Raw genomic sequence first — 16,984 nt, forward strand, 5'->3', positions numbered from 1 at the left:
GTCAGTCCCTTCCCAGCAACCGCAGGGCGCTGAGGTCGGCCAGGGGTTCGTCGATACTGCAGGTTCCGAAAGAGGTGAACCAGGCTCGGGCCGCGGCCCGTTGGTGCGGCGTGCACCAACGCGCGACGCTCTCCGGTTCCCTGCAGGCCAGTACGGAGGCGAGGGCCTCCTCGCCCGCTCCGTCGTGAGCCGCGGCGACGGCGGCCAGCACGTTGAGGAAACCGTGGTGCTCGAAGCCGGTGCCCGACGCGGTGTGGCGGACGGCGTGGTGCAGACCGGCGGTGAGCTTGAACGGGACACCGAGCCGCAGAGCGCACACCAGTCCCTCGGCGAGCCGTGTCTCGTCGGGGAAGGCATCCGCCCGCGTTCCGCCCGTCCGGAACTTGACACGGAAACCGGCCCGGGCCACAGCCCGCACGGCCTCGTGCACACCCGGGCCGAGCCCCACCTCGGCGTAGACGGTCACGGTCCGGGGAACGGCCGCGGCGACGGTCTGGAGCAGTGCCTCCAGTCCACCGGGCGGGCTGCCTGTGACGGGCAGCTCCACCGCCCTGAGGCGGACGCGTGGGTGCGCCTGTGCGCGGGCCAGGCCGGCGGCAAGGGATTCCGGACCGCCGACGACGACCAGGGACAGGTCGAGCACGGGCCCCTCGGCGTCCAGTTGGCCGATGAGCTCGTCCCAGCGTCGATCGGGGCAGACGAAGGTCCCCACCGCCGGCCCGTACCACGCGTCGCGATGCTCCCAGTGACGGGCCACCGCCGTGACCATGGGGGCATTGCCTGGGGGGAACAGCGCGGCGTCGTCGAAGAATCCGCCGAACTCCTCCACCCACGGCATGCTCAGCCCGCCGGCGGCGGCGCCTGTGCCTGACGGCAGCACGGTCACGACGCGGCCCCCCGTCCGGCCCACGACCAGGCATACGTCCCGTCGTCGACCGCCCGTCCGCCTTCACCGAGTTCCAGCGGCCGGAAGGTGTCGACCATCACCGCCAGCTCATCGAAGAACTCCACCCCCAGACTGCGCTCGACAGCACCCGGCTGCGGCCCGTGCGCATGACCGCCGGGGTGAAGTGAGACCGAGCCCTGAGCGATACCGGAGCCCTTGCGTGCCTCGTAGTCACCGCCGACGTAGAACATGACCTCGTCGGAGTCCACATTGGCGTGGTAGTAGGGGACCGGTACGGCCAGGGGGTGGTAATCCACCTTGCGGGGAACGAAGTTGCAGATCACGAAGTTGTTGCCCTCGAACACCTGGTGTGCCGGCGGCGGTTGGTGGATACGCCCGGTGATCGGCTCGTAGTCGGAGATGTTGAAGACGTACGGGTACAGGCACCCGTCCCAACCCACCACGTCGAAGGGGTGCCGCGGCAGGACATGGACCGTACCCGCGAGCCCACCGGCACCATGGCCGCGGTGCTTGATGTAGACCTCGACGTCCTGCTCGTCGACCACCCGCGGTGCCGTCGGCACGCGCAGGTCACGCTCACAGTAGGGGGAGTGTTCCAGGAACTGCCCGTAGCGGGAGAGGAAGCGCCGGGGCGGGGTGATGTGGCTGTTCGCCTCGATGAAGTACAGCCGCAGCGGTACGTCGCCGCCCGGCACCCATCGGTGGGTGGTGGCCCGGGGCAGGACGACGTAGTCGCCCTGCCCCACCGTCAGATCACCGAAAACCGTCTCGACGACCCCTGAGCCGGATTCCACGTAGACGCACTCGTCGCCGGTGGCGTTCCGGTACAGCGGTGAGGGCCGGCCGACCGCGGCGTAGCCGAGCCGCACATCGGCGTTGCCCAGCACCAGACGCCGCCCGGTCACCGCATCGGTGGTCGTCCAGCTCTGGTCCGGGAACAGGTCGTGGAGCCTGAGGTGACGGGGCTTCAGGGGGTGGTTCGCCACGGTGCTCTGGTCCGGAAGCTCCCAGTGCCGCGCGCCCAGAATGGCCGACGGTATATGGGCGTGGTACAGCAGGGAGGAGTCCGAGGAGAACCCCTCCTCGCCCATCAACTCCTCGTAGTACAGCCCGCCCGTGGGAGTGCGGTGCTGGGTGTGACGCTTGGGTGGGACAGACCCGACGCTGAGGTAGTGAGCCATCTGTCGCTCCTTCGATGATGGTGGCCCGGGCGCAGGCGGCGGCTAGAGGTTGCCGCGCCGTTCCTGCTCGCGCTCCAGTGCCTCGAAGAGCGCCTTGAAGTTGCCCTTGCCGAAGCCGAGGGAGCCGTGACGCTCGATGAACTCGAAGAAGACGGTGGGACGGTCCCCGATCGGCTTGGTGAAGATCTGCAGGAGGTAGCCGTCCTCGTCACGGTCGACCAGGATGCCGCGCTTGTGCAGTTCCTCGATGGGGACGCGGACCTCACCGATGCGGGCGCGCAGCTCCGGGTCCTCGTAGTAGGAGTCCGGGGTGGCGAGGAACTCGATGCCTTCCTGCCGGAGGCAGTCCACGGTGCGCAGGATGTCGTTCGTCGCCAGGGCCAGGTGCTGCGCCCCCGGTCCCTGGTAGAACTCGAGGTACTCGTCGATCTGCGACTTCTTCTTGGCTACGGCCGGCTCGTTGAGCGGGAACTTCACCCGGTGGTTGCCGTTGGCCACCACCTTCGACATCAGGGCCGAGTAATCGGTCGCGATGTCGTCGCCGATGAACTCCGCCATGTTCGTGAAGCCCATGACGCGGCGGTAGAAGTCCACCCATTCGTCCATGCGGCCGAGTTCCACGTTGCCCACGACGTGGTCCAGAGCCTGGAACAGGCGCTTCGGCGCGCCCGGACGCTTGACGTACGACGAGGCCAGCTCGACATAGCCGGGCCGGTACACGCCTTCGTAGCGCGAGCGGTCCACCAGGCTGTGCCGGGTCTCGCCATAGGTGGCGATGGCCGCGACGCGAAGCACCCCGTGCTCGTCCGCGACGTCGTGGGGCTCCTCCAGCACCGTCGCACCCTGGCTGCGGGCGTGCTCGACGCAGCGATCCACATCCGGCACCTCCAGAGCGATGTCGACGACGCCGTCACCATGCCGGCGATGGTGGTCGTGCAGCGGGCTGTCGGGGGACACGCCACCCTTGACGACGAACCGGACGGCGCCGCTCCTGAGGACGTAGGCGTGGTGATCGCGATTGCCCTGCTCGGGGCCGGAGTAGGCCACGAGCTCCATTCCCAGGGCGGACTGGAAGAAGTGCGACGTCTGCTTGGCGTTGCCGACCACCCACTCGACGGCATCCCATCCGGTCACCGGAAAGGGGTCTGTGGTGTCGTCGTAGGAGACCAGGCCGACCAGCTGCTTCAGCTGCTCGAGGCCGAGGTCGGCCAGTCGTTCCTGGTCGGTGAGGGTGTGCTCGAGGCTCATGGTTCTCTCCGCTGGCTCGATGTCGCCGGGCGACACGGGTTGGCAAGCGGGAGTATGAGCGGGCGGCCCTGCAACTGCGCAACATACCCAGCATTCGCTAGTCGATCTGCCAAGCCAGCCTGGCAGTACGAAGCCTCTGCTATACGCTGCGCCTACTTACGGCGCTTGATCCTGGCACTGGGGAAAGGTAGCTGCATGAGTGGCCTCGACGAACTGGACGTCGCCCTGCTGAACGCCCTCCAGGGCCACCCCCGCGCGGGGCACCTGGAGCTGTCCCGACTGACCGGCGTAGCGCGAGCGACGGTCCAGTCCCGGATCGAGAAGATGGAATCCGCCGGCGTGATCACCGGATACGGGCCCGACATCGATCTGCATGCCGCGGGCTACACCGTCCAAGCCTTCGTGACGCTTGAGATCGCACAGGGCGCGCTGCACGAGGTCCGCGACGTACTCGAGCTCCATCCAGCCGTACTGGACGCCTTCGCGACCACCGGAACCGGCGATGTGCTCTGTCGCATGGCCGCCCGGAACCAGGAGGAACTGCAGGAGGCTCTCCTGGAAGTCACTCGCTCCCCGCACATCGCACGCTCGACCAGCGTCGTGGTCCTTTCCACGGTGGTGGAGCCCCGTACGCTGCCGCTGTTGGCGACGCACGCGCGCGGCGGCGGCAGGGCCCCGGCGTACCGCGACAGGAAGAGCAGCCGGCGGCAAAGCTGACAGCCCGCCTCTACTCGGTACAGGCCGCAGCGACGAGCCAGAGGGCTGGGCCGATGTGCAGACAGGCTGGCCCCCGTAGAGCGGCTCTGCAGCGAGAACCTCCTTTTCCGGACTAAGAAATGATCTCGCGTCGAGCCGCTCGACGAAGACGGCGACGTCGTCGGCGGCGGCGTCCACGATCGACAGTCCGCTCGGATCGAGATCACCGACACTCAAAACGGTGATGGGCACCTGGCGACGGGCGATGCGCTGCGCCGCGTCGTGCTTGGCCGCCACCGACTCGAACCCGCCGGAGCCGTAGACGGGCACGCCGTACTCCCTGGTGACGGCGGCGACCATCGGCATCATGCCCGTGGCCTCGATCCATACCTCGGCGACGCGGGGCTGCCCCTCGTCCAGCGGCCGGTGGTAGGTGCCGGCGCCCGCCTTCACCTCCGCCCAGAACGCGGCCGGGCCGGCGTAGCCCCCGACGTCGCCCATCGTCAGGGCGCGGTCATCGCGGATGGCTTCCATGGGGATCATCCCGGTCCTGCGGGCGCGGTTGAGGTACTCCTGCAGCCGGTCGTAGGCCTGTTCGTCCTTCGGGAAGCCGTAGCGGCCCACCAGCCGGTAGAACACCTGCCTGGCGGTCATCGGGAGGTGTTCGCGGTACTCGGCGAGCACGACCTGGACCTGCTCGATCACCCGGAGCGTCTTCGGCCTCGGCGACCAGGGCGCGAACCCCCGTACTCGGGTTCGGCGATAGGTGCGCCCGGAAACGGTGTCACGGCCTTGACCTCCTCGATCCCCGGCGCCTCTGCGGCCCCCGAGCCCCGCCGTACCGTGACCGCCGCCGTCGTCCAGGCAGCCGCCCCGCTGTTCGACACGCAGGCCGCGCCGTTCCGCGCCGGATGGCCGAGGAACCGAACCTTCCCCTCACGGACGTCCCATTCGTCCGGGGGCATGCGCAGCGGTCGGCTGTCTCCCGGAGAGCCTGGAGGTGCTGTTCGGGACTGGTGCCCGATGACCACCACGGTCGAGAACCACCCGCTCGCGGCATCGACACCAGCCACACCCGTCCGGCGTGCTACAGCGGCGTCGGCTTCACCCGGCCCTCCGGGCCGCAATCGCCCACGACGAGGTGATCCTCGTCGACCTGCAGCGGTTGTACGGCGGAGCGTGACGTCCTCGGACAGCGCTGCGGCATCACAGCGGCGAGGGACTGATCCTCACCGACCGCCGCCTGCCTTCTTGAGAACGGCCGCCAGCCGGATGTCGAGGAGCCCGCACACCGCAACGCCCGTCACCAGGAATCCGGCGAGGGCGGACAGCAGGGCCACCTCGTCGTACGACCTGGGGGTCAGTCGGACGGCCACGGCCGCGCCACCGGCTCCCGCCAGGATCGCGCATCCGATCCCGCCGGTCAGCAGCAGGGCAGACATCGGTCGCGCGGCTCCGCCTGGCGAGTCCCGCGTCTCGGTCAGCGTGTCGCGGCCGGCCTGCACGCACGCGACCGTGGCCGTCAGCCCGCCCGTCGCCAGAGCCAGTGACGGCGTCCCGAACAGCAGCCCGTAGCGCACCGCCAGGGCTGGCACGAAGAACAGGACCAACCAGCGCCGCAGGGCGTGGACCACGAACGACAGCGTCGGCGTGGACGTGGACCGGGCCCTCAGGCGGGACGCGGCCACGCGCAGACAGAGCAGGAGGCCCGCGGCCGCCAGGGCGAGCGGCAGACGGTCATCGAGCCGGCCCAAGTTGTACAGCAGCGCGGTGTCGTACACGACCAGGACCAGGCCGCCCAGCGCCCCCAGCGAGCCGATGAACACCAGCAGTCCCGCGACGGAGGCCGTCACCCGGGTCGTCCCCGTGTCACGCGCTGCCGCCCCAGCGATCAGCAGCGGGGTGATCACGGCCGAGAGGGCGCGGATCACCAGGTCGTCGGAGGTGTACGGATTGCGCAGGTCCCACTCGACCAGACAGAACACGGCCGTGTACGACATGGAGGCCAGGGGCAGCAGGACGGAGCGCGCGATCCGGCGGTACAGATCAGCGTCCAGCCAGCGCACCACCGTCGCGAACGCCAGCAGCACGAAGGGGAGTTCCAGGAAGGCCTGGATCCGCAGCACGCTCGGCGCAAGAAGCCCCGGCGCCGGGAAGTGCTCCGCCAGGCCGCGCAGGACGGGATGCGCCGACGCCATGTCGAACCACCCGGCGGGCAGATACCGCGCGATGAACGACGGGTCCCCGCCGCGCACGCGGAGCACATAGGCGGTGAACAGCACCTGGTTGACGTAGATCAGGCAGGTCACCAGCGCCAGCCAGACGGCCGGCGAGAAGACGCGGCGGTCCGCCGCCGCGACCGGGTCGGGGCGGCGGACGAGGACACGCGAGGCGATCGCGAGGTCCGGAACGACCGACGCGACCACCACGACATCCACAAGTACCCGCGTGTTCACCACGTGACTGGTACACCCCCCCAACTGGTACGCATGGGTCTGGTCCCCGACGAGCGCGCTCTGGTGCGCCGCAGACGCCGGGTGATCGCAGTGGAAGGCAAGTGCCTACGCGGCGCCAGGCGCCCACATTCGATGAAGGCATGACGTGGCCGCTCGCTCGCTGAGTTCACTTGGGTATGGCGTCGGGGAAGGATCTGTCGCCGAAGAGGACTCGGCTTGCCGCGGCCCGGCCGAACGGTGTGCGTAGCAGAGTGAATCCCGCTGCTGTGGTAGGCGTCCGTACCTGGGCCAATAGCCGGCGCAGCGTGAGTCGTCCGCGGAAGTGGGGGCGGAGTGCGGCTCCGTCGTAGTTGGTCATCGTGTTCGGTTCTCCGGTGCGCAGCGCATCCCCCACGAGAAGCCCGTCGGCGCAGCAGGCCACCGACGGGTATGGGGCCTGCGCGCCTTTCCACCGGGCCGTGGCCTGTTCGCTTTCGGTTCACCAAACACGTGGATCAACCGCACCCAATCAAACTACAGGGCGTACCGGTTGGCGTGGTGACTTGCAGTTTGGGACAGGACCCCTGGCGGAGCCCGAGCGCAACCTAGACCACGATCGCCGGTTAGCCAAACCGGCGATCGTGGCGACCATTGAGGGCGTCCGCACTCGGCTGTGCTTGGCGGTGGAGTCGTAGCGGACACAGCAGTAGGGCGGTAACACTGCGGCGTATTTGTCGAAACGGTTCTGCATCTCTGTGAATTTGACGTTCTCACGTCCTGAAGGAGAGTGAGTATTCCTGCCCGACCCGATCAAGAAGTTGCCACCGAACACAAAGGGGCAAGTCCGGTACCGGTTCGTGGTCGATGTGGGCATTGACCCCACCACCGGGAAGCGAAAGCAGCTAACCCGTACCTTCGGCACGCTGAAGGAAGCGAAGGCCGAATACGCGCGCATCACCAACCGTCGCCAGGAAGGGACGTTGGTACCGCCGAATAAGGTCACAGTGAATGAGTGGCTCGATCAGTGGCTGGCCATGGAGGCGGAGGACCTAGAAGAAACCACCATCTACAACTACCAGATCACCCTGGACCGGGTACGGGGGAGCCTGGGCCATATCCGTCTTCAGGAACTCACTGAAGAGGACGTAGAAGGGTGGATGCACTGGGCTCTGAAGCACGGGCGCGTACGAGGTGGTAAGGCCGGCACTCCGCTCGGAGTGACCAGCGTGGACATGAGTCTGGCTCGGCTGAAGGACGCTCTGAACCGAGCCGTGACGCGTCGGTTGGTGCCCATGAATGTGGCCCAGCACGTGACCATTCCGCGTAGGGCACGCAAGGCAGAGCGGAAGAACAAGCAGGAGGTGAAGCCCTGGAACGTCCTGGAGGTTCAGACGTTCGTCCGTGGCGTCAGCGACGAGCGGCTCTACGCTCCGCTTCTGCTGTCCCTCATGGGTCTGCGTCCGGCTGAAGTCTGCGGACTCCGGTGGGAAGACGTCGACCTGGACAACGCCACGATCACCATTGCCAACACGCGCACCATGATGGGCAACCGGTACGTGGTGGAGAAGGACACCAAGTCGCTGGCCGGTGAACGGGCACTCCCGTTGCCGGCTCCGGTGCTGGCTGCTCTCAAGTCGTTCAAGGCTCTTCAGGCCAAGGAGAAGCTGGCTCTGGGTGAGGCTTACGCGGATTCCGGCTACGTCCTGGTGCACGAGACCGGAGAAGCCTTCACGATCAAGCAGCTTCGGCGACGGGCGTACCGGCTCATGGAAATCCTCGGTCTTCGCCGCGTTCGTCTCTACGACGCTCGTTCGTCGTGCCTCACGTACCTGGCAAACAACGGTGTGCCAGATCACATCCTTGCGCGGTGGGCCGGACACACGAACGTGAAGACCACGAAGAAGTGGTATGTGAAGCCGGATGTCGAGGATCTTCGCGAAGTCGCCACAATGTGGGATGGATTGCATGGATCTTCGATAGATGCGATAGAGGGGCAAGCGTGAGCGCGGCGGCCTATCAGCCGAGCGATTTGCCCAGCCGTATGGCCAGCAAGATCGAGGTGGACCCGGAATCGGGCTGCTGGCTGTGGACCGGTAGCCGTAACAGACAGGGCCTGTCGGGCTACGGCACGGTCTCTTACGAGGGGAAGACCGACCTGGTGCATCGTGTGGTGTTCAGGCTCCTGGTGGGCGAGATTCCGGAAGGTTTCCAGGTGAGCCATGCCGAGCCTCGCTGGCCTCACCACACGCGATGCTGCAACCCGGACCACTTGGAAGCGGTGACGAGGGAGGAAGCTCTTGGGCACAGGGACTGGAAGCGGGCGCGCGCCCGGAGGACACACTGTCGGCACGGCCACGCGTACACGCCGGAGAACACATATTTGGACCCTCGAGGATTCCGGCAATGCCGGGCCTGTCGCAGCGGCAGGGACAAGAGCCGTTAGGTTAGGACCGGCCATGTGAGATCCCGTGAGAGATGAGAGGGTCTGACGGGTGAGTGAGAAGCCCCCGAACACCTTGCAATACCGCTTTGACGGGCCAGAAGAGGCTCCCGTCCTGATCCTGGGACCCTCCCTGGGTACCACATGGCACATGTGGGACCGGCAGGTCCCGGAGCTGGCCCAGCAGTGGCGCATCTTCCGGTTCGACCTGCCGGGACACGGCGGTGCGCCCGCGTACCCGGCGGGCTCGGTCGGCGATCTCGCCGAGCGGCTGCTCGCCACCCTCGACGGCCTCGGCGTGCAGCGCTTCGGCTACGCGGGCTGTGCGCTCGGCGGTGCTCTCGGCATCGAACTCGCCCTGCGTCACCCGGAGCGCCTCGCCTCGCTCGCCCTGATCGCCGCCTCGCCCCGCTTCGGCACGGCCGACGAGTTCCGGCAGCGGGGGGTGATCGTGCGCACGAACGGCCTCGACCCCATCGCCCGCACCTCGCCGGACCGCTGGTTCACGTCCGGCTTCGCCGCCGCCCAGCCGGCGATCACCGAGTGGGCGGTGCAGATGGTGCGCACCACCGACCCCGGCTGCTACATCGCCGCCTGCGAGGCGCTCGCCTCCTTCGACGTACGGTCACAACTCGGCGGCGTCACCGTGCCCACCCTCGTGCTCGTCGGCTCGGACGACCAGGTCACCGGTCCGGCCGAGGCCCGCACCCTGGTCGCCGGGATACCGGACGCCCGCCTCGCCGTCGTTCCCGGCGCCTCCCACCTCGTCCCCGTCGAACAGCCCGCCGCCGTCACCGACCTGCTGGTGCGGCACTTCTCCACCGCCTGGCAGCCCGCCTACGACTCCTCCACCGGCCAGATCGCCATCCCGGCCGCCCCGGTCAAGCCGGTCCTGGCCGCCGCGCCCCCGCAGCCCGCGCCCGTCGCCGAGATCGCCCCGGCCGTCGTACTGCCCCAGTCGGCGGGCCGGCCGGACCCGTACGACGCGGGGATCAAGGTCCGTCGCGAGGTGCTCGGCGACGCGCACGTGGACCGGGCGCTCGCGCAGGCGGACGAGTTCTCTGGGGACTTCCAGGAGTTCATCACCCGGTACGCGTGGGGCGAGATCTGGGACAGACCCGGCCTCGACCGGCGCTCCCGCAGCTGTGTCACCCTCACCGCCCTGGTCGCCGGCGGCCACCTGGACGAACTCGCCTTCCACATCCGTGCCGCCCTGCGCAACGGCCTCACTCCGGGCGAGATCAAGGAAGTGCTGCTCCAGGCGGCGGTCTACTGCGGCGTACCGGCGGCGAACAGCGCCTTCAAGGTGGCGCAGCAGGTCATAAGGGAGGAGACGACTCCCACGGAGTGATCGTCGGGGCGGTACGGAGTGATCGTCAGGCAGGTGTCGACGGCACCACGCTGAGCCGCCCGCCGGCCCGTCCGCGGAGGCAGGATGGTGCCATGAAGCTCACGAAGAAGTCGCACGCCTGCGTCCGTCTCGAGAAGGACGGACGCACGCTCGTCCTCGACCCCGGAGGTTTCAGCGAGGACGACGCCGCAGTCGGCGCGGATGCGATCCTCGTCACGCATGAGCACCCCGACCACTTCGACGAGGCGCGCCTGCGGGCGGCGCTGGAGGCCAACCCGGCCGCCGAGATCTGGACGCTCAGGTCCGTGGCCGAGCAGCTCTCGGCGGCCTTCCCGGGCCGTGTGCACACCGTCGGCCACGGCGACACCTTCACGGCGGCCGGATTCGACGTCCAGGTCCACGGCGAGCTGCACGCCGTCATTCACCCGGACATCCCGCGCATCACCAACGTCGGCTATCTCATCGACGGCGGCCGGGTCTTCCACCCGGGGGACGCCCTCACCGTTCCCGACCGCCCGGTCGAGACGCTGATGCTGCCGGTCATGGCTCCCTGGAACAAGATCGCGGAGGTCATCGACTACGTCCGCGAGGTCAAGCCGCAGCGCGCCTACGACATCCACGACGCCCTGCTCACGGACCTGGCCCGGCCGATCTACGACCGCCAGATCGGCGGCCTGGGCGGCGCGGAGCATCTGCGTCTGACGCCGGGGGACTCGGCGCAGGTGTGAGCGGCCCCACCCCGGGCGGGGCCGGGTTGTCAGTCCCGCCCGGTAGGTTGTCAGGCATGCGCATCGCGACCTGGAACGTGAACTCGATCACCGCCCGCCTGCCGAGGCTCCTCGCCTGGCTGGAGAGCAGCGGCACCGACGTGCTGTGCCTCCAGGAGGCCAAGGTCGCCGAGGAGCAGTTCCCGTTCGACCCGCTGCGCGACCTCGGCTACGAGGCCGCGGTCAACGCCACCGGCCGGTGGAACGGCGTGGCGGTGCTCTCCCGCGTCGGCCTCAAGGACGTCGTCAAGGGCGTGCCCGGCGATCCCGGCTACGACGGCGTCGTGGAGCCCCGCGCCATCTCCGCGACCTGTGGCCCGGTCCGCGTCTGGTCGGTCTATGTGCCGAACGGCCGTGAGGTGGACCACCCTCACTACGCCTACAAGCTCCAGTGGTTCGAGGCCCTCAAGGCGGCCGTCGCGGGCGACGCGGGCGGCAGCCGCCCGTTCGCGGTGATGGGCGACTACAACGTGGCCCCGACCGACGACGACGTCTACGACGTGGCCGCCTTCGAGGGCCTCACCCATGTCACCCCTGCCGAGCGCGCCGCCCTCGCCTCCCTGCGTGAGTCCGGCCTGTCCGACGTGGTCCCGCGCCCCCTCAAGTACGACCACCCGTACACCTACTGGGACTACCGCCAGCTCTGCTTCCCCAAGAACCGCGGCATGCGCATCGACCTGGTCTATGGCAACGAGCCGTTCGCCAAGGCGGTCACCGACTCCTACGTGGACCGCGAGGAGCGCAAGGGCAAGGGTGCGTCGGACCACGCGCCCGTGGTGGTCGACCTGGACGTGTAGCCCAGTTCGGCAGGACCAGCGCGTCCGGCGTTCGAGGTCACCTCACGAACGCCCGCAGATCGATCGACTCGGCCAGCGCGGCGAGCCCCGCGTCGCCGGGATGCAGATGGTCCCCGCTGTCGTAGGCGGGGAGCATCCGGGAGGGCTGTGCCGGGTCCCGGATCACGGCGTCGAAGTCGAGGACACCGTCGAACCCGGCGCTGGTGCGGATCCACTGGTTCACCTTGACGCGCTCCGCGTCCACGGCTGCCGTGCACCGGGCCTCGCCCGCGCACGGCAGGATCGTCGCGGCCAGCATCCGCAGCCCCCGCGCGTGCCCCCGGTCGGCGATCTCCCGCAGTCCCGCGATGACCTGCTCGGCCGTGGTCTGCCACCGCACATCGTTGATGCCCTCGAACACCACGGCGGTACGCGCCGAGGTCTGCGCCACGACATCCCGATCGAACCGGTACAGGGCGCTCACTCCGGCCGTGTCCGTCGACACCCCCTCACCGGGATAGCGGTCGCTGACCACACGGTTACCGGAAATCCCCTGGTTGAGCACCCCATAGTGCGGGACCACACTCTGGTTCAGCAGCCGTGTGGCCAGCACATTGGGCCACCGCCGGTTGGCGTCCATCGTGGACTTGTCGCCGTCGGTGATGGAGTCCCCCAGCAGCACCACGGACCCGGGCCCACCGCCCACATCGACGCCGGTCAGCAGCGGCCAGCTGGTCAGGACGGTGCCGTACGGTGCCGCCGAGCCGTCCGCCGTGTGGTCACCCGGCCCGCTCACGTACGACCGCTGCTGGGCGAGCCGGTGCACGGGCGCCGCCGGCACGGTCCCCGGCAGATGGAAGCTGACCAGCAGATTGGTGTCCGCGGGCACCACGAAGGCGAGCGGATCGCTGTACGCCTGCGCCCCTGCCGGGATCTCCACGCCCGCCGCGCCCCCGAAGGTCACCGCGGCCGGCGTGCCCCGCGCCGCCGCGCCCGCCTGCTGCACCGCCACCGTGGCGCTTCCGATCCGCACCGGCGCCGCCGCGAAGGTGTTGTCGAACCGCAGCCGCACCCGCGGCCCGCCCGCCGAGGTGTGCACCACCAGCCGCAACGTCCGGTCGGTCCACGGCCCCACGGTCGGATAGCCGCCCGTCGCGGCCGCCCAACTCCCCGTCCAGCCCGGAGCGGGGGCCCGTACCGAGACCGCGAACACATGCAGTCCGATCGCGTGCGGCAGCCGTACCGACGCGACCGCGCGCCCCACCACGAGCGGCACGGTGATGACGTACAGCCGGGCCCGCTCGGCGAGTTGACCGGCCGGTGTGTTGATGTGCGGCAGGGCGACCGCCTTGGTGGCGAGCGGGCCGGTGCGCCAGTCGGGGGCGGTCAGGCGGTAGGCGGACCGGGTGCCGTCGCCGTAGCGCACCGTCCCCGTTCCGCCGGTGTCCGTGCCGCCCGTGCCCGCCACGAGGAACGCGAGCGCGTCACCACGGCCACGCACCCGCACGTCCTGACCGCCGGCCCGGACGTTGTCCGGCTCGCCCGGTTGCCGCTTCGGCCACGTCAGCCGGGCCCCCTGCACGGTGAGCGCGCGACCGGACGTCCAGCCCGCCGCCGAGAGGTCCTGCGCCGACAGGGAGGCGCCCGCCCCGTCGAAGTTCGCCTCGGCGGGCCGGGAGTCGTCACTCACGGCCACGTTGTCGAAGAGCCGCTCCAGCGGGAGCGGCGCGGCTCTCTGCTCGGTGGCCGCCTGCACGGAGACCTCCGGCACCAGGGCCGCGAAGAGAGCGAGGACGACCGTGGAACCCCACACACATCGGCGCAACTCCGACTCCTCCCGTTCACGACCGTTCAGACGAGACGCAAGACGCACCGAGAAAGTAGAGAGGCACCCGTGACCCGTCAACGAGCCATGCCAGAAGTCGGCGTGAACTCGACCGGAATCGACGGCCCGCGCGCCTGTGGTGCGTTCGGCAGTACGAATGACACGCTTGGCGTATGAAGATCCCTTTTTTGGGCCACCGGCCCGAGAAGCGCGGAGCCCTCGATCCCGAGGGCATCGCCGAACTGCTCTCCGAGTGTGAACTCCTGCGTTCCCACGCGTCCCGGGCGGGGATCCAACTCGACGACACCGCAGCCTCGTTGGAGGCGCTGGATCAGATGGTGCCTCGTTGGCGGGACGACGAGGAGGTCCTGCCCTGGCTGGGCAATGACGCCGGGCTGTATCTCGGCACCGTCATCGTGCGCACCGTGCCCGGGGCCGCCTGGGAGATCTGGCCGGACGGCCAGCCGGTCGTCCGGCTTGCCTCCGGCCGTGAGTTCGATGTCGTGACCTCGGGGCAGGAATGGGCCGCGAACGGGGTGCCGGAGCTGTCGCAGTTGTACGCGGAGGTCGCGGAGGCGTGAGGCCCTCAGGCGTGAGCCCCTGAGGTGTGGATTGGCGTAAGAACCGCATAAATACGGCTTATGTCCGAAAAGTGCGTGTCATGCACTAAGTCTGCCCTTGTCTGGATAGTTTGCGGCCATCACCAAGCCGAAATCCTTGCCGTGTCCCACCTCGACTACGATGTTCCGTCCGTCCCCAAGGCCGTGGCGGTCGCCGCGGCCGCGACCAGGGACGCTGCTGCCGGGTGGGGATCCCCCCACGGCCCCTGGGTGCAGGGGCAGCAGGGGGCAGCAGTCATAGAGCCATACCCGTCCGGCGCCGGCCGGAGATCACTGTTCGCGCAGTGGAATCGACACGTATGACGGGTCGTTCGCCGGTGAGGAGAAGGTCAGCCGCGCGCCGGACGGGTTGTGCTCGATGTAGAGCGGGTCGACGGTGTCGACGACCAGGGCGAGCCGATGCCCCGCCGGGACGTCGTAGGCCGTGGAGTACAGCTCCAGGTCGACGCTGAACGGCTTTCCGGGTGTACGTCCGTGGAAGGTGTACGGCGCGTTGCTGACCAGCTTGCCGAGGCCGAGCGGGCCCACGTCGTAGAGGTAGGCGACGAGGGTGCCGCTCTCCTTGGTCGGGGTGACGGTGGTGTGCAACTTGGCCGTGCCGCGCACGTGTTGCGCCGTTGCGTACTTCTCCGACTGCCATACGCCCGCCCAGAACCGGGGGATCAGTGGGATCGAGGCCACCGGGGGCAGCTGGGCCACCTGGTCGAGGATGCTGGACAGGAAGACGACGCCGCCGTCCGCGCCCGAGTTGACGTTCGTGTGGATCGTGGTCGTGCCGCCGAGGGCGATCTTCCTGTTCGTCGCGCCGACCGACTTCCAGTCCGGGTAGCCCTCGTAGGCGCCCGTGGAGCGGGACTTGAGCCGGACGGGCAGTTCGCGGTTGATGCCACTGGCCTCGCCCTTGAGGTAGTGGTCGAACCAGCGCTCGGTGTCGGTCCACACGTCGTTGGGCAGGCCGAACAGGCCGGTCAGCTCGGCGGTGGCGTGGTCGCCGGGGCGGAACTCCAGCCGCTTCGGGCCGGTCAGTTTCTCGTAGAAGTCCGCGTACTGGTTGGGCGGGAAGATCGTGTCGCCCCAGGCGTTGGCCATCATGACCGCGGCGCCGTTCTTGTTCAGTTGATCCACGTATGTAGCGACCGAACGTTTCTTCCCCCAGTTGATCATGTCCTGTTCCTTGGACAGGTTGGAGGCGTAGAAGTCGTTGAAGATCTGCCGGACTTCGGCGCTCTGGCGCCCGGTGACGAGGCTCGCCCCGTCCAGCAGCCCGGCCGCCTGGACGTGCTGGGTCCGGCCGGAGTAGATCGAGCCGATGAGGTCGGCCCATCCGCTGAGGGCGGCGACCGCCCTGACGCGCTTGTCGTGCGCGGCGGTCAGCAGGCTGATGCCGGCGCCGTAGGAGACGCCCGCCATGCCGATGTGCTGGGCGTCGGCCGGGGTGTTGGCGAGCGCCCAGTCGATGACCTTGGACGCGTCGGCTATGTCGGGCGGGCCGGCCACTTCTATCTCGCCGCCCGACTGCCAGAAGCCGCGCACGTTGTAACTGACCACGACATAGCCCGAGTCCGCGAGCTTCTGCGCCTGGGCGACATACTCGACCTGGGGCAGACCCCAGCTCGTGGGCAGCACCAGCAGCGGGTAGCGGCGCGTGCCGTCGGTGCCGGCCGGCGTGATGACGTTCGCCTTGAGGATGGTTCCGCCGTCGCCGGCGATGTCGACGAAGCGGACGCTGTTCGGGGCCGCTTGGGCGGCGGGGGCGAGCCCGAGGGCGCTACCGGCGATCAGTGTCGCGGAGACGGCGCCCACGGCGGTCGTACGCAGGGCCTTGCGATGGTGTCCCACGGGTCACTCCTCACTCGTGTCAGTGCAAAGTGACCGAACGGTAACCTCGTCCTCTTACCGCAAGTAACCCGTCGGTAAGTTACGTGCCAGTAACGATTACCGGAATGTGATGAACCTCAGGAGGCTCGGTGGGTATTGCGCGGAGCCGCCGGTGTCGGCAGCGCCGTCTGCGCCGCCCGTGTCACATCCGCGACCAACTCCACCACATCCGGGCCGTACGCCTGCGAGTTGACCACCTTCAGCAGCAGGACGAAGGAGCTGTTGCCGTGCTTGCGGGACAGCCGCTCGTGGTTGCGGGCGAGATAGCGGGTGGCCGCCTGGTTGGTGATCGCGGTCTGCCCGCAGAAGAGGAAGACGGGGCGGCTCAGGCCGGGTTGTCCGGCCGTCAGGCGGGCCAGGAGTACGTACTCGGTCAGGCCCTTCTCCATGCGGTGGCGCTCGCTGCCGATCTGGAAGGCCAGTCGGTCCGGGCCCGGTTCCGGGTCGGTGTTGACGCGCACGCCGGGCAGCATGGCGTGCATATGGGCCGCCATGCGCCGGTTCGACCCCGGGCCTCCGACGCAGAACTCGGTGCGCTCGCCGAAGCCCTGCCGCGCCGCGTCCTGCGTGACCACGTCGGCGTGCGCGCCGCAGTCCTTGATGAGCGCGGAGAGTTCCAGGAGTGCGAACACGTCGTAGCGGTGCACCGCGAGGTCGGCGCTGCCCGCGTCCCGGTTGACGACGAGCAGGGACTCGGAGTTGGCGGGCAGCCCGAAGAACGCCTGCTTGCGCCGCAGCTTCCGCTTCCACAGATAGGTGCGGGCCAGCCAGCCGAGGGAGGCGCTGATGCCGGCCGCGACCACGCCCAGAACGATATTGCGCACGTCGTCATTCATGGGCGCGCATGCTAGCGGGCGAAC

Annotated in this window: 14 protein-coding genes and 1 pseudogene; 7 read left to right on the forward strand and 8 right to left on the reverse strand. The window is 68.9% G+C overall.

Annotation, left to right across the window (positions count from 1 at the left end; translation table 11 throughout):
* Position 1: 1 nt before the first annotated feature.
* From BLU79_RS11995 to hppD, 3 genes are read right to left on the reverse strand one after another with little or no spacing between them, the layout of a single operon-like run.
* Complete coding sequence (locus BLU79_RS11995) at positions 2-886, reverse strand: hypothetical protein (protein ID WP_218137766.1); 885 nt, start codon at positions 884-886, stop codon at positions 2-4.
* A complete protein-coding gene (locus tag BLU79_RS12000) occupies positions 883-2,088 on the reverse strand; it encodes a homogentisate 1,2-dioxygenase (protein WP_093905686.1) in 1,206 nt (401 codons plus the stop codon). The genes BLU79_RS11995 and BLU79_RS12000 overlap by 4 nt, the downstream gene beginning before the upstream one ends.
* 42 nt (positions 2,089-2,130) lie before the next feature.
* Positions 2,131-3,336, reverse strand: a complete 1,206-nt coding sequence (gene hppD / locus BLU79_RS12005) for a 4-hydroxyphenylpyruvate dioxygenase (protein ID WP_093905687.1) — start codon at positions 3,334-3,336, stop codon at positions 2,131-2,133.
* A gap of 195 nt (positions 3,337-3,531) precedes the next feature.
* On the opposite strand from hppD, the gene BLU79_RS12010 reads away from it, so the two are divergent.
* The gene (locus BLU79_RS12010; protein WP_093906023.1) at positions 3,532-4,053 is read left to right on the forward strand and encodes an Lrp/AsnC family transcriptional regulator; all 522 of its coding nucleotides are present in this window, start codon (positions 3,532-3,534) and stop codon (positions 4,051-4,053) included.
* A 1,208-nt stretch (positions 4,054-5,261) separates the two neighbouring features.
* On the opposite strand, the gene BLU79_RS12020 is transcribed toward BLU79_RS12010, so the two are convergent.
* Both BLU79_RS12020 and BLU79_RS48960 read right to left on the reverse strand, forming a co-directional pair.
* Entirely contained in the window at positions 5,262-6,488 is a 1,227-nt protein-coding gene (locus tag BLU79_RS12020) for a hypothetical protein (protein ID WP_143052491.1), read from the reverse strand.
* Positions 6,489-6,654: 166 nt separating this feature from the next.
* Positions 6,655-6,940: pseudogene (locus BLU79_RS48960) on the reverse strand (FAD-binding monooxygenase); the annotation flags it as partial.
* A 384-nt stretch (positions 6,941-7,324) separates the two neighbouring features.
* Between BLU79_RS48960 and BLU79_RS12030 the strand changes: the two are divergent.
* From BLU79_RS12030 to BLU79_RS12050, 5 genes are all read left to right on the forward strand, one after another.
* The gene (locus BLU79_RS12030) at positions 7,325-8,470 is read left to right on the forward strand and encodes a tyrosine-type recombinase/integrase (RefSeq protein WP_256333269.1); all 1,146 of its coding nucleotides are present in this window, start codon (positions 7,325-7,327) and stop codon (positions 8,468-8,470) included.
* A 38-nt stretch (positions 8,471-8,508) separates the two neighbouring features.
* The gene (locus BLU79_RS49930; protein WP_371131858.1) at positions 8,509-8,910 is read left to right on the forward strand and encodes an HNH endonuclease signature motif containing protein; all 402 of its coding nucleotides are present in this window, start codon (positions 8,509-8,511) and stop codon (positions 8,908-8,910) included.
* 49 nt (positions 8,911-8,959) lie between these two features.
* Entirely contained in the window at positions 8,960-10,258 is a 1,299-nt protein-coding gene (gene pcaC / locus BLU79_RS12040; RefSeq protein WP_093905691.1) for a bifunctional 3-oxoadipate enol-lactonase/4-carboxymuconolactone decarboxylase PcaDC, read from the forward strand.
* A gap of 92 nt (positions 10,259-10,350) precedes the next feature.
* Positions 10,351-10,986 carry an MBL fold metallo-hydrolase gene (locus BLU79_RS12045; protein ID WP_093905692.1) on the forward strand — a complete coding sequence of 212 codons (636 nt, stop codon included), beginning with the start codon at positions 10,351-10,353 and terminating at the stop codon, positions 10,984-10,986.
* 56 nt (positions 10,987-11,042) lie between these two features.
* Positions 11,043-11,822: an exodeoxyribonuclease III gene (locus tag BLU79_RS12050; RefSeq protein ID WP_093905693.1), complete on the forward strand. Its 780-nt coding sequence runs from the start codon at positions 11,043-11,045 to the stop codon at positions 11,820-11,822.
* 37 nt (positions 11,823-11,859) lie between these two features.
* Here BLU79_RS12050 and BLU79_RS12055 read toward each other — a convergent pair whose 3' ends face one another.
* The gene (locus BLU79_RS12055; RefSeq protein WP_093905694.1) at positions 11,860-13,626 is read right to left on the reverse strand and encodes an SGNH/GDSL hydrolase family protein; all 1,767 of its coding nucleotides are present in this window, start codon (positions 13,624-13,626) and stop codon (positions 11,860-11,862) included.
* A 173-nt stretch (positions 13,627-13,799) separates the two neighbouring features.
* On the opposite strand from BLU79_RS12055, the gene BLU79_RS12060 reads away from it, so the two are divergent.
* Entirely contained in the window at positions 13,800-14,207 is a 408-nt protein-coding gene (locus BLU79_RS12060) for a DUF6278 family protein (RefSeq protein WP_093905695.1), read from the forward strand.
* Between the two features lie 309 nt (positions 14,208-14,516).
* Here the strand turns inward: BLU79_RS12060 and BLU79_RS12065 are convergent, their stop codons facing one another.
* Together BLU79_RS12065 and BLU79_RS12070 are read right to left on the reverse strand one after the other, a co-directional pair.
* The gene (locus BLU79_RS12065) at positions 14,517-16,085 is read right to left on the reverse strand and encodes a CocE/NonD family hydrolase (RefSeq protein WP_093905696.1); all 1,569 of its coding nucleotides are present in this window, start codon (positions 16,083-16,085) and stop codon (positions 14,517-14,519) included.
* 116 nt (positions 16,086-16,201) lie between these two features.
* The gene (locus tag BLU79_RS12070) at positions 16,202-16,960 is read right to left on the reverse strand and encodes a hypothetical protein (RefSeq protein ID WP_177000989.1); all 759 of its coding nucleotides are present in this window, start codon (positions 16,958-16,960) and stop codon (positions 16,202-16,204) included.
* Between the last annotated feature and the right edge of the window lie 24 nt (positions 16,961-16,984).

This window comes from Streptomyces sp. cf386 (assembly GCF_900103585.1).
In the GTDB taxonomy this organism is placed as follows: domain Bacteria; phylum Actinomycetota; class Actinomycetes; order Streptomycetales; family Streptomycetaceae; genus Streptomyces.

Bases quoted from the DNA above. Each gene is read 5' to 3' on its own strand.
- BLU79_RS12060 (WP_093905695.1), top strand. From the start codon at position 13,800: ATGAAGATCCCTTTTTTGGGCCACCGGCCCGAGAAGCGCGGAGCCCTC.
- BLU79_RS12050 (WP_093905693.1), top strand. From the start codon at position 11,043: ATGCGCATCGCGACCTGGAACGTGAACTCGATCACCGCCCGCCTGCCG.
- BLU79_RS12000 (WP_093905686.1), bottom strand. From the start codon at position 2,088: ATGGCTCACTACCTCAGCGTCGGGTCTGTCCCACCCAAGCGTCACACC.
- BLU79_RS12070 (WP_177000989.1), bottom strand. From the start codon at position 16,960: ATGAATGACGACGTGCGCAATATCGTTCTGGGCGTGGTCGCGGCCGGC.
- BLU79_RS12045 (WP_093905692.1), top strand. From the start codon at position 10,351: ATGAAGCTCACGAAGAAGTCGCACGCCTGCGTCCGTCTCGAGAAGGAC.
- hppD (WP_093905687.1), bottom strand. From the start codon at position 3,336: ATGAGCCTCGAGCACACCCTCACCGACCAGGAACGACTGGCCGACCTC.
- BLU79_RS12010 (WP_093906023.1), top strand. From the start codon at position 3,532: ATGAGTGGCCTCGACGAACTGGACGTCGCCCTGCTGAACGCCCTCCAG.
- BLU79_RS49930 (WP_371131858.1), top strand. From the start codon at position 8,509: ATGGCCAGCAAGATCGAGGTGGACCCGGAATCGGGCTGCTGGCTGTGG.